The following is a 12,468-nucleotide window of genomic DNA, read 5'->3' as shown; positions in this document are numbered from 1 at the left end:
ATGACATCAAAAGGAAGCTGCTAATATACTGATTCCAAATCTCTTTGGATTGATTATGCTAATAATAGCGTATTATATAACCTATCTTTTTCATTTTTTAAATAATGTATAGAACCTTTTATCAAGTTACACACTATATGTTAAAGAAGGTGGTGTTTAAAATGGAAGTTGCTATTATGGGAGCTGGAATATCTGGGCTTACTTGTGCCATAACATTAGAGAAAAATGGAATTATTCCGACTATTTTTGAAAAAAGGAACCGTGTTGGAGACAGATTTGTTAATGCAGAAGGAATGTTCAGTATCCTTAATAGACCGGCTAGAGATTGGATACCCTACGTATCAGAGAATTATAATATAAATTTAAAACCAATAGATGATGTTGATAAATTATTTATACATTCTAAAAATGAGATTGGTACTATTAATGGAAAAATTGGATGCACAAATGTACGTGGTAGACATAAAAATTCATATGAAAGTCAATTAGAAAAACAAGTTAAATCCAAGATTAATTTTAATTCAACCTACGAATATACAGAGTTATGTAAAAATTTCGAGTATGTAGTTTTAGCCACTGGAGATGGAGATTATGCCTCTCATTTGGGAAATTATAATTGTAATCTTACTTGTACTATTAAAGGAGCAACTGTTCAAGGGAACTTCGTAACAAGTAATCCTCATGTATGGTTTAATTATGAAATACTACCAAAAGGATATTGCTGGTTGATACCTTTTTCCGAAAAAGAAGCGAATTTAGTTATTGCGTATCCTGATTATCCTGACAATATAAAATTAGATTTAAATGATATTTGGGAAAAATTTAATAATTTCGCATGTAAGAGTTTAGACCAAAATCTTAAGATAACTGATAATTTTGAAGTTACAAGATATATGATGGGAATATGTAATAAAGCTAAAATTGATAATACATATTTCGTTGGAAATTGTTTTGGTGCTATTTCTCCAGGTCTGGGATTTGGACAGTATACATCAATTTTAACAGGAGTATATTCGGCATTTGGTATTTGTGGGTTAGAGTCCTATGATAAACTTGCCAAACCTTTATTTGAAAATTACAATCATTCTCTTGTTTTTAGAAAATTTCTGGAGAGTTTAACAGATGAACAAATGGATTTTCAAATTAAAAATTTAGATAACAAGATCATAGATAGCTTAGTTGATAAAGCCTGTAACCATAATAGTAGTGTTGATTTACTTAAATTATCAACTCCGATGATGAGGTTGTGGAATAATTATAAAGAGTAATTTTCTATACTTTTTCTATAATGTTGGCAATGAAAATCCAAAAGGTATAAAAAATATTCTATTAAGTATTGATGAAATTTCTAATCCATCGTTAAAAGGTACTAAATTTATATGCTAAATATCATTAACCATTGGTCGGTGATATTCACCTACTTTTTATAGGTAAGTATTTCATAGCCTGTTTCTTCAACTGCTTCTCTTATAGCACAGCCGGTAAAATTTTCACCGGCTTCTATTCTACCTCCCGGTAAGTCCCATATTGGAAAGTCTTTTCTTTTTACAAGCAATATTTTATCTTTATTCTTATTGAGGATTATTGAAAATGCACCTTGTGTACTCATAAATTTCGCTTACAAAACAATTTTTCTAATGTACAATATTTACATAAATATTTAGTTAATTATACTGTTTTTACCATTAATTGAATAATAAATTGATCATAGCATCTAAACTACATTATATTCAAGATAGCTCAATACAGGTTTAAGATGTTATGAATGTAACACAATTGCGTTACATTCACTTTGGGACTATATAACATCCTTAAATCATTGTAAAGATACTCTATTCTCAGAAATTACATTCTCATTCATCACCTGTAAGTTTCAATCATCCGTGTAACCAGGATCAAAGTAATATAAGAAAGATGCGAATTCAGTAATCTTATTTTTATGTCAATATATAATCCAACCTTTTTAAGTCTATAACCTGAACTTTACAATTACTAAAATACAAATAATAAAAAAGTAGTATTAACTAATTCAATTAACTTATTTTAAATCACAGTAGAAAGCTTTTAGTATTATAAATGGGAAATTATATTGGATAATAATTGATCACAGCCATTCTAATCATTGTAGGTGAATTATTTATATATATGTGAGTTTTAGATGCATCGAAAACAATGGAGTCCCCAGATTTTAAAATATATTTTTTATTATCAGTTTCTAAAATAAGTTCTCCATCAAAAATCAGTATATATTCTTTTTCATTCTCGCCGTGAGAGTCTGAAGTATAGGAACTTTGGGTATCTAGTTCAACAGTAAATAGTTCAAAATTTCTTTCTCTTTCAGTAGAAAAAGAGCAGAAAATTCGGTATTTACCATCTTCACTGCACTGCCTTATAGTACTATCTTTTTTTACTAACGTAGTTCTACTAGCAGGTTCATCTATTAGTGCGGTATAAGGAATTTTAAGCCCATTAGCTATTTTCCAAATAGTATTTATACTTGGATTTGATTGACCTCGTTCAATTTGACCAATCATGACCTTGCTTACACCTGAAAGCGTAGAAAGTTTACTTAAGCTTAGTTTTCGATCAGTTCTAAGTCTCTTGAGATTTGAAGCAATGATGTTATTTAAATTCATTATAATTCACCTCTTGACAAATATAACGTACAGTTGTATAACTATAGCATGCTAAAATATAACGTACGATAAGTATATTATAACATACGTTTGGCAGTTATAAAACATTTGGGGGGGATAATGTGGTTAATCAGAGTAAAACTTATTTAAACAAAGATTCTTTTCGAAGTGGAGTTAGAGACTGTATTCCAACTTTATTTGGATATTTAAGTATAGGATTTGCCTGTGGAGTAGTAAGTAAATCTTGTGGCATGACAATCTTAGAAACGGTAGCTATGAGCACTTTTGTGTATGCTGGTTCTTCTCAATTTATTGCTGCTAGTATGATACTATCTCTAGCAACCGTCCCCAGTGTAATAATAACAATTTTTTTAGTTAATCTTAGACATTTACTTATGAGCGCATCCATAGCACCTAAATTCAAAAATAATTCATTACTTAAAAACTTTACAGTAGGTGCCCTTTTAACAGACGAAACCTTTGCACTTGCTTCATCAAAATCAAATAGCAAAGATACCATTGATTACAAATGGATGATGGGAATAAACTTAACGGCCTATATAAATTGGGTTTTAGCAACTTTTATTGGTGCCTATTTTAGTAGCTTGATTTATGATTATAAAAAATTTGGACTTGATTTTGCACTTATTGCAATGTTTATTGGACTTTTAATTTCCAGTGTAAAAGAAAATTCTAAAATAAAGAGATCAATACTTATTATGGTTTCATCCGTTTTAGCTTTAATAATTTCCATTAAGTTTTTTTCTGTAAATACCGGAATTATGATTGCAGCCATATTCGGAGCTTTTATGGGGGGAATAACTGAAAAATGAATATGAATATTTGGTACATAATCCTGGGAGGATGTGCAGTAACTCTACTGCCTAGGGTACTTCCTGTAATGCTAATTTCAAAGATTAATCTAAATGATAGAGTACTTAAATTTTTTAAATATATCCCAATTTCCATTTTAACTGCCCTTGTAGCTTCAGAGTTATTGATTTCAAACAACAAGTTTTCAATGAATAATTCTGTAATAATTGCCGCAGTTATTACTGCTTTAGTTGCAGTTAAAAAGAATAATTTGCTACTAACTGTAATAGTTGGTGTAATATCAATGGCCGTTTTAAGATTTATATTTTAATTATACATAATAAAAATTTAATCACTTAAATGAATTTCTATTAAAGATATTTAGGAGGACTAAAAGATAGAGTGGGAGCATAGGTATAAGTTAATGACGACTCATACTGCTATGCATATTTTATTTGGTGTAGTGTGGAGAGATTATAAAGCACAAGTAACTGGTTGCTATATTTATAAATCTAAGTCCCAACGTTCCTCTAAAACATCTTTACCCCAGGTTGTATTTTTATGGGATTGTGTTATTTTAAAACCTTTACTTGCATAAATATGTCTGGCAACTTCAAGAAAGCTGATTGTTTCAAGAAACACATGATTGTATTTTTTTTCTCGGCAAAAATCCAATGCCCTGTCAACAAGTTTGTGTCCTAAGCCTCTACCACGGGTTTTAGGTTCAAGTAAAAAATACCTTAATTGAGCAGTTTCATTATCTGCATTAACAATTGCGATACTTCCAACAGCTTTTCCATTAATTACAGGTATTAAAATACAATCTTTTTCGCTATTAAAATGCTGTGCCATATAATGTACACCGTTTTCTACATAAATACCAAAAACAGATGACAATCCATATTCTTCTTCATATAAAATTCGATGACGAGAAATAATATACTCCAAATCGTCTGCTACAAAATTTCGAATGGTAATAGGATTAATTATTTCTGAAAATCTGTTTTTTATAATTAGCATTGCATCTAAAACATTGGAGACCTCATTGGGATTTAGATATTTAATAAGACTTGCAATTTGTTCATCTGATTTTTTACCAAGTATGCCTATAATTTCTCTACCTTTTGTGGTTAGCGCAATAAAATTCACCCGATTGTCATGTTCAGATTGAACCTTAGTAATAAGTTCATTTTTCTCCAGACATTTTATTATTCTGCTCATATAACTGCGGTCAATTTCTAGTTGATTAACTAAAGTATTCGCCGTACATTGCTTGGTTTTGCTAATCTCAAGCAGAACTCTTACTTCTGTTAAAGAGTAATCACTATCTAAAATATGTTGGTTAAGCAAACCTAACACATTTGTATAAAAACGATTGAAACTTCTAATTTCATTAATAGCATCTAATTGATTATCCATATTTTAACATTCTCCTCAATTGCAATATAGTGGACTGAGTCCATGGAAATATTATAAAATAAATATTGGACTAAGTCAACTATTTTTAACTTAATCTTTGTTTGTTAAAATCCAAAATAATATAGCTTACTTTACATTAATTCACATTATTAATAGTACAATTAAGTAAATATTTATTGAGGCATAAAATGAAAACTAAAAATATTCTATTTTCTGCTCCACTATTAAGTATTGTAGAAGAACCGTGCAATTATATCAAAAAAAGCAGGGATTAATTCCATGAAAAAAAGAAGTTGTTAACCGAAGCACCTGAAAAACTATCATTTCATTGTGCAACGAAGAATTAACTCTTATAAACCGCTTTAACTAATTAACAGTTTCTTTTCTCAGTCTCCTAAATGCCAATACAAAACTGATTGAGCAAAGACAGATAAATACCACTGTCACAAGCAATAAGTTTTGCCAATCAATGGATGTTACTAAAAGCAATCTTCGCAGGCTGTTTATAATATGAGTGAAAGGGTTAATCATTACTGCAATTTTCAAGCCACCCGATATACTGTCCATGGGAAATAATGCTGTGCTTGTAAAGAAGAGGGAAAGTACAATCAGATTCATGATGGTTTCATAAATTGCTTCATTGGGCAAACACAGACTAATAGCATAAGATAACCCCGACATAAAAAATGCCGTAAGAAAAATAAGAGGTAACATCAGAATCAATCCAATCAATCCAGATGCAATACGTACTGACAAAAATATAGATAGAACTAGCATGATGGCTATTTCAATAAATGAAACTAAAACGACTTCCAGCATTTGTCCAAGAATAATGGAGCTTCGTTTTACAGGCGCTATCAATATCCTATAGAAGCTACCATTGGATTTCATAATAAAATTGATATAACCGCCGCTGCTACAGCATGCAAGTGTAACAAGCACCATGATACCAGGTAGAATAAACGTAGTATAGTTGCTGCCTGATATGTTCTTCATGGACTGTCCCGCGATTGAACTGTATAATATTAACCAAATAAGAGGCTGTATAATTGTAAGTAGTATTGAAATAGGGTTCTGAAAGCGCCACTTTATATTGCGCCATAAAATATTTATTATCTCCATTTACTTACCCCTTCCTCATACCCAGTTAACTTCAAGAATACATCTTCAAGGCTGGGCTGTACTATTTCTATCGCCTCAAAAGAAACACTCTTTTCCAAAAGCCGCTTGTTAACATTTTCAAAAATTTTTCGATCGTCTCCAGCATCCGCAAAAATTGAGCATTCACGGACGTTTATGGATGTAAGTATATGTTCTTTAGCAAGTATATCCGCACATTCTTCCGCTTTTTTCTTCTCAGAAAAACCAATGCGGAGTATATTTCGTCTTATATATTGTTTCAGATTTCCAGGAGTTTCCTGAACCAATTCGTGACCTTCTTTCATAATACAAATTGTATCACTAAGTTGATCAGCTTCATCAAGATAATGCGTGGTCAGAAATATCGTTGTTTTAAAATCATTCCGTATTTTTTGCATGATTTCCCACATGGATTTTCGGGAAGCAACGTCCATACCAACCGTTGGTTCGTCTAAAAAAAGTATTTTAGGCATTGATACCATATTCATTGCAATATCCAATCGACGCTTTACTCCGCCGGAATAGGAAGCAACTGGGTATTTCAAATATTTCGACAGTCCAAAACTGTCAATAAGGATGTTTATCCTTTTTTTTGCTGTAACATTGTCCACCTTGTAGAGCCTGCTTTGAAATATCATATTTTCCATAAGAGATAGATGATCATCAATAGAAACGCGCTGTGAAACACAGGCTATCTGTGTACGAATCCAAGCGGGGTCCTTGCATAGATCTTTACCTAATATGGTTACAGTTCCAGATGTAGGCTTGTAAAGTGTTGTTAGTATGTTGATAAGTGAAGACTTTCCAGCACCATTTGGTCCAAGCAAAGAAAAAATTTCTCCACTGTTTACTTTCAAACTTAAATCATCTAAAGCTCTGACGCCGTTCTTATACTGTTTAACTAATTTATCAATTACAATTGCAGACATTCTACTGCACCTCTTTAATTGGAAATAGTATTTCTGTAATATACTTTTTGGGATTGCCTTTCAAAAACATTCCCGGTCCCTTGATATAGACTTCCCTAAATGGATGCTGTAATGTTAGTCTATTTTCCCGTGCATAACGCTCAATTGCTTCATATGCGTAATTCATAGTTTCATAAGCACCGATATGAGTAGCACAAACAGCTTTTATTCGCGGAAGTTCTTTTACTGTAATACCATTACCACTTGGTGTTTCAGCAGTAGGAACACATAATTCCATTTCACCAACTTTTGATTTTTGATCCACCACATAGTAGTAGATAAATGGTGCAGCATTTGATTTGCCTTGAATAGACTTAAACACATTAGGAAATACTTTATTTGCTTCAGTGACAGCTCCTTTATATTTCATAAAAGCCACTCTAATAGGTTCGATATCTCTAATTTCAATTTGATAATTCATTTAGTCTTCACCCTCTTTCTTAATTGCAATCCATACTTCTGCATGACCGCCTTTTGAGCTTTTATTGTTAACAGGATAAACTTCTATATCAGGAAGCTGCGCATATTCATATCCTGAAACTGGAAGCCATTCTGTAAGAAATCGTTTGAATATAGTTTGAACAGATTCCTTAAAATGACCGTTACATTCAAAGACTACCCATGTGGCAGCTGGTATTTCAAACTCAAACATTCCATCAGGTATAGGTTTATCCGTAGGCGCAGCAATATAGTAATAGATATTTTGTGGATTTGTATAGGCAGTGACACCAAAAATACCATATGACTCTTTGTCTATAAGTCCGCAAATTTCAGAAAATAACGTACTTTCAAGCATCCTATTCCAAAATACGGGAACAATTTTTTGGTTTTGATCCATATCCTCTTGTAATGCTGTTCTAGCACCAACAATCCTAATTGTTTCTTTTGTTTCAATTCTATAATTCATATTCTCTCCTCCTACAACTGAAATTGAAAAACTAATAGGTGAATAAGCGGTTAATAATGTTCCCTTTGTACGTGCAACAGTTGGAGCGACACCATGAACACTTTGAAATGCTCGATTAAAGGATGTTGGGGATTCATATCCGTATTTTAAACCGATATCCATCACTTTCTTATCACTTGTTTGCAATTCAAATGCTGCTGCCGTCATACGTCTACGGCGTATATACTCGGACAAGGGAATGTCTGCAACGTAAGAAAATATTCTTTGAAAATAATAAGTGGAGCAGCAAGCAATTTTTGCAACTTCATCATAGGAAATAACCCCAGTTAAATTATTTTCTATATAATCAACTACTTCGCTTAATTGTTTCAGCCATTTCACTTTTACTCCCCCTCCCTTCTTATATAAAAGTTTAGCACAATGTAAATTATAAAGCCTCTCTTTTGATGTCCAGATTTGTAAACTAATTTTTACAGAATTTGTTACCTATGGGGAAAGGTGGAGCATTACATTTAGGGAAACAAATATACAAACATTAATGTTTACATATATGTACACATAAGCATTTAGTTAAATTTAACTGATTAATTAGAGGTTTGAATATATCTATTTATATGATATATATTGGATCATGAATGTAATAAACTTAATCAAAAACACTGTAATAGCTGTTACCCATGATTGAAGTGAAATTACCATATCAAGGGTTTAAAGATTCTTTTTATTACTCCAAAATGACTGTTCATGCTTTTTCTGTTGCATTTTATTGTATTTTTGTATAAGTTAATATTAACAAATGGACAACCATTAAGGATTTAGAAGCTAGTGCCACACCTGTATTTAAATACAAAATAAATATTTTAGGTTTTTTATAAAAACTGAATAAGCCCTTGCTAATGTAAGGATTTATATAATAAAACAAAGGGGGATTTAAAAATGAAAAAGATTAAAAAAATTAAAATGAAAGTTCTTACTTTATGTCTATCTTTAGGAATGGTTGCAGGTACTTTACTTACACCAATTTCCACTTATGCAGCTGCTTGGAATGACAATCACTCAGGTTATGCTACATATACTGGTTCTGGATATTCTGGTGGGGCAGTGCTTCTAGATCCTATTCCTTCTACTATGGAAATTACTGCATTAAACGCTGCTGACCTTAACTATAATGGAATCGATGCAGCTTTAGCCGGTGCATATTTAGAAGTACAAGGGCCAAATGGGAAAAAAACTACTGTATATGTTACAGATTTATATCCAGAAGGAGCTAATGGAGCTTTGGATCTTTGTCCAACCTCTTTTGCTAAAATCGGTAATATGTCTGCTGGAAAAATCAATATCAATTGGCATATAGTAAAAGCACCTATAACTGGAATGTTTTCTTATCGTATAAAAGAAGGTAGCAGTCAATATTGGGCAGCCATTCAAGTAAGAAATCATAAATATCCTGTTGTGAAAATGGAATTTTCAAAGAATAATACTTGGGTTAATATGAGAAAAATGCCATACAACCATTTCCTTAGTGAGAATATGGGGACAGGCTCTATTAAGATAAGAATAACGGATATTCGTGGAATATCCGTTACAGACACAATATCAGCTTTACCTAAAAGCGGAGATTCTCCCGCTTATATTATTCCTGGACATGTTCAACTACCAGATTAAATTAAAATTTAAATGAGGGTGGGTAAAATTATGAAAAAAATTATAAAAGTTGGAATGTCAATTTTATTATTTACAGCAGTGTTAACAGCATTTGGGGCTAATAATAAAGCAAATGCTGCTGCAATATGGTCATCATCACAAAAATATGGGGCATGGTCTAACGGTGGATATACATTCAATAATGACGTATGGTCACAAGATACAGTAGGACCTCAAACTATTTGGGCTAACTCATATAGTAATTGGGGAACATGGTCAGCACAGCCCAATACGGGAGGAATAAAATCCTATCCCCATGTTGAAAAAGCAATAAACAAAAGGTTAAGTACTGTAAAGACAGCTACAAGTAGCTTCAATGTTACAGTTCCTACAAGTGGAACTGCTATGGAAACTGCCTATGATATATGGTTATCTGATCCTAATGCTTATGATCCTAGTCATCCTAGTAAGAATAAACATGAAATTATGTTATGGATGAATAAATATGGTGATGTAAATCCAATTTCATATAAGTGGGATTCAGCGGGCCCTATTCCAGTATATAAAAATGTATCTATAGGAGGTCATGCATGGAATGTATATATAGGAAACAATGGATCAAATAATACAGGAAATATGGTTTACTCATTTATAAGAACTAATGGAAATATTAGTTCAGGGTCTCTAGATATTAAGGCAATAGCTAATTGGATTAAGAATACACCAAAATGGTATGGAGATATTGTATTCGATAATATACAATTTGGATATGAAATTACATCAAGTTATAATGGTGGTAAAGGTTATAATTTTAATACAAATACTTTTTCTGTAATATTTAATTAGAGAAATGAAAGAAAAACTACAACTGTGTTATACTTATACAGTTGTAGCTTTTTTTATAAGTATTCAAGGTGACTAAAAAACTTAATCATAAACTAATGTATCTAAGTATTTTCAAGGGATAAACGGTATAATTAACAGATTTTTACTCCTGTTATGTTTTTTAACTTTTCAAAAAATGATGATAAATTAATTCACACAAAAAAACTAAAGATTTAATTTTTAATCTCGATGACAAAAATAACTAAATAAGGGTTTCAGATGAAATCCATGAGATAAATTGTATTAATTTGAGATATTGTGAACTAGCTGTATTTAACTTAGAAGTGGATGAGTGAGTACATAAGAAATATTTCGTACACCTAAATTTACACGATTAACTAGTAAACTTTTATTTGTTATAAAAATAGAAATATGAATGCTTATAAATTAAAAAAATTTAAATTAAATATCGAAGGAGTTTTATATGATTAAGAAATTACCAAATGGTGAATTGGATTTAAATGTCCTAGAAATCAAAGATGTTATTGATATTAAGTTACTGCAAACATTTCAAGACAATTTTGCTACTGCACTTGCTATGTCAAGTGTTACTGTAGACAAGGATGGCATTGCTGTAACTAAACCAAGTTCCTATACAAGGGCCTGTTTAAGCTTTACACAATCAACTAAAATAGGCCATGAGCGTTGTGCATTATCACACAAGGAGTGTGGAGAAGAGGCTACAAAAACAGGTAAACCATATATTCATACTTGTCATGCTGGATTATTAGATTTTGCTGCGCCCATATCGGTAGGTGATTATCATATAGGAAGTATTTTAGGTGGTCAAGTTTTTACTGCAGCTCCATCAGAAGCAGAATTTAGGAAAACAGCGAAAGAAATCGGTGTTAATGAAGACGATTATGTAAAGGCAATTAATGAAATCCACATAACTCATGAGAAAAATGTAATAGCTGCTGCTGAAGTGCTCTCAATAGTAGCAAATTCACTTTCACAGGCTGGCTATGAAAAACTTAAATTAAGTATAATGTCTCAAACTCTTGCAGATAATTTTAGCCAAATATCTGCAACTATGGAAGAACTAAGTGCTTCTTCTATAACAGTAACAAATAACCAACATAACTTAAGTGAAGAGATTATTAACGTAAAGAACCTATCTATAGAGATAAATTCAATATTGGATTCCATAAAAAGCATAGCAGATCAAACAAAGATGCTCGGATTAAATGCTGCTATAGAAGCGGCTAGGGCAGGAGATGCTGGTAGGGGTTTTGGTGTAGTTGCAACTGAGATAAGGTCTTTATCACAAAATTCAAAGGAAACCGCTATAAAAATATTAAATCTTACAAATAAAATACAAGAGTCTGTTGATAAGACTATTGAAACTTCTCATGCTACACTTGAGACTACAGAGCAACAATCAGCTGCAATTCAAGAGGTTACTTCTACTCTTATGGAAGTTACAACTTTAGCTGATGAATTAAATGCAATGGCAAATGATAATTAGCATTTAACATAATAAAGTGTTTATTGATTGTTTTTATTAAAACATAGTAAATATAGAAACAAAGCAGTAATACTAACACTTATAGGAAGTATATTAATATTTAGTATTGGAATGAAACTAGCTAATACAGTTACTCAACAATCATCAAGTGAAAATAACAGTCAAATGGTTTATATAACTAAAACCGGGAAAAAATATCATAGTGCAGGATGTAGATACTTACGTAGAAGTGAAATCTCTATTAAAAAATCCGAAGCAATAAATGAAGGTTATACCGCATGTAGTGTATGCAATCCATAAAAACAGTAAATCTCTTTAAAAAAATGGCTACTAACTAATTTTAACTATATGATTATATAAAATCAATAAACAACAAATTATCCTTAAAATTTTTGTCTTCTATATTTTAGTACAAAAGCTACGTGCTAAAATATTATTATACATTTAGAATATACCTCCTTGTAAAATGGTTGTGTTTAAAAAACTTACTACCATTATAATCTGTACCCTTTGTCAAGGACAATTAGAAAAAAACTATGCTAAATTACTAAGATGGTTTCTGTATTGAACAGGAGTCATCTTTTTCAA

Annotated in this window: 14 protein-coding genes; 7 read left to right on the top strand and 7 right to left on the bottom strand. The window is 31.4% G+C overall.

Annotated features, from left to right (window positions below):
- Nucleotides 1-161: 161 nt before the first annotated feature.
- Nucleotides 162-1,268: an NAD(P)-binding protein gene (locus KPL54_RS22375; protein ID WP_216108716.1), complete on the top strand. Its 1,107-nt coding sequence runs from the start codon at nucleotides 162-164 to the stop codon at nucleotides 1,266-1,268.
- A gap of 149 nt (nucleotides 1,269-1,417) precedes the next feature.
- On the opposite strand, the gene KPL54_RS22370 is transcribed toward KPL54_RS22375, so the two are convergent.
- Nucleotides 1,418-1,609 (bottom strand): NUDIX hydrolase, encoded by a 192-nt coding sequence (locus KPL54_RS22370; protein WP_216108715.1) that lies wholly within the window; start codon nucleotides 1,607-1,609, stop codon nucleotides 1,418-1,420.
- Between the two features lie 475 nt (nucleotides 1,610-2,084).
- Nucleotides 2,085-2,636, bottom strand: a complete 552-nt coding sequence (locus KPL54_RS22365) for a helix-turn-helix domain-containing protein (RefSeq protein ID WP_216108714.1) — start codon at nucleotides 2,634-2,636, stop codon at nucleotides 2,085-2,087.
- A gap of 122 nt (nucleotides 2,637-2,758) precedes the next feature.
- Between KPL54_RS22365 and KPL54_RS22360 the strand changes: the two genes are divergently transcribed.
- On the top strand, nucleotides 2,759-3,469 hold the full coding sequence (locus KPL54_RS22360) for an AzlC family ABC transporter permease (RefSeq protein WP_216108713.1): 711 nt from the start codon (nucleotides 2,759-2,761) through the stop codon (nucleotides 3,467-3,469).
- Nucleotides 3,466-3,780: an AzlD domain-containing protein gene (locus tag KPL54_RS22355; RefSeq protein ID WP_216108712.1), complete on the top strand. Its 315-nt coding sequence runs from the start codon at nucleotides 3,466-3,468 to the stop codon at nucleotides 3,778-3,780. Before KPL54_RS22360 ends, KPL54_RS22355 begins: the two co-directional genes overlap by 4 nt.
- 173 nt (nucleotides 3,781-3,953) lie before the next feature.
- On the opposite strand, the gene KPL54_RS22350 is transcribed toward KPL54_RS22355, so the two are convergent.
- The 5 genes from KPL54_RS22350 to KPL54_RS22330 all read right to left on the bottom strand — a co-directional run bounded on the left by KPL54_RS22350 (nucleotide 3,954) and on the right by KPL54_RS22330 (nucleotide 8,264).
- Nucleotides 3,954-4,868, bottom strand: a complete 915-nt coding sequence (locus KPL54_RS22350; RefSeq protein WP_216108711.1) for a bifunctional helix-turn-helix transcriptional regulator/GNAT family N-acetyltransferase — start codon at nucleotides 4,866-4,868, stop codon at nucleotides 3,954-3,956.
- Between the two features lie 366 nt (nucleotides 4,869-5,234).
- Nucleotides 5,235-5,990 (bottom strand): ABC transporter permease, encoded by a 756-nt coding sequence (locus tag KPL54_RS22345; RefSeq protein WP_216108710.1) that lies wholly within the window; start codon nucleotides 5,988-5,990, stop codon nucleotides 5,235-5,237.
- The gene (locus tag KPL54_RS22340; protein ID WP_216108709.1) at nucleotides 5,981-6,937 is read right to left on the bottom strand and encodes an ABC transporter ATP-binding protein; all 957 of its coding nucleotides are present in this window, start codon (nucleotides 6,935-6,937) and stop codon (nucleotides 5,981-5,983) included. Before KPL54_RS22340 ends, KPL54_RS22345 begins: the two co-directional genes overlap by 10 nt.
- A 1-nt stretch (nucleotide 6,938) precedes the next feature.
- Complete coding sequence (locus KPL54_RS22335; protein WP_216108708.1) at nucleotides 6,939-7,397, bottom strand: GyrI-like domain-containing protein; 459 nt, start codon at nucleotides 7,395-7,397, stop codon at nucleotides 6,939-6,941.
- Nucleotides 7,398-8,264, bottom strand: a complete 867-nt coding sequence (locus tag KPL54_RS22330) for an AraC family transcriptional regulator (RefSeq protein WP_216108707.1) — start codon at nucleotides 8,262-8,264, stop codon at nucleotides 7,398-7,400. It lies immediately after the preceding gene.
- Between the two features lie 555 nt (nucleotides 8,265-8,819).
- On the opposite strand from KPL54_RS22330, the gene KPL54_RS22325 reads away from it, so the two are divergent.
- From KPL54_RS22325 to KPL54_RS22310, 4 genes are all read left to right on the top strand, one after another.
- Complete coding sequence (locus tag KPL54_RS22325; protein ID WP_290444460.1) at nucleotides 8,820-9,548, top strand: expansin EXLX1 family cellulose-binding protein; 729 nt, start codon at nucleotides 8,820-8,822, stop codon at nucleotides 9,546-9,548.
- A gap of 30 nt (nucleotides 9,549-9,578) precedes the next feature.
- Complete coding sequence (locus KPL54_RS22320; protein ID WP_216108706.1) at nucleotides 9,579-10,373, top strand: GH12 family glycosyl hydrolase domain-containing protein; 795 nt, start codon at nucleotides 9,579-9,581, stop codon at nucleotides 10,371-10,373.
- Nucleotides 10,374-10,836: 463 nt separating this feature from the next.
- Complete coding sequence (locus tag KPL54_RS22315; RefSeq protein ID WP_216108705.1) at nucleotides 10,837-11,880, top strand: PocR ligand-binding domain-containing protein; 1,044 nt, start codon at nucleotides 10,837-10,839, stop codon at nucleotides 11,878-11,880.
- A gap of 27 nt (nucleotides 11,881-11,907) precedes the next feature.
- Nucleotides 11,908-12,180 carry a hypothetical protein gene (locus KPL54_RS22310; RefSeq protein ID WP_216108704.1) on the top strand — a complete coding sequence of 91 codons (273 nt, stop codon included), beginning with the start codon at nucleotides 11,908-11,910 and terminating at the stop codon, nucleotides 12,178-12,180.
- The last annotated feature ends 288 nt before the right edge of the window (nucleotides 12,181-12,468 follow it).

This window comes from Clostridium estertheticum, from assembly GCF_018861295.1.
Lineage (GTDB): Bacteria > Bacillota > Clostridia > Clostridiales > Clostridiaceae > Clostridium_AD > Clostridium_AD estertheticum_D.
The sequence above is the reverse complement of the archived record's forward strand: the minus strand, read 5'-3'. Positions and strand labels throughout refer to the sequence as shown.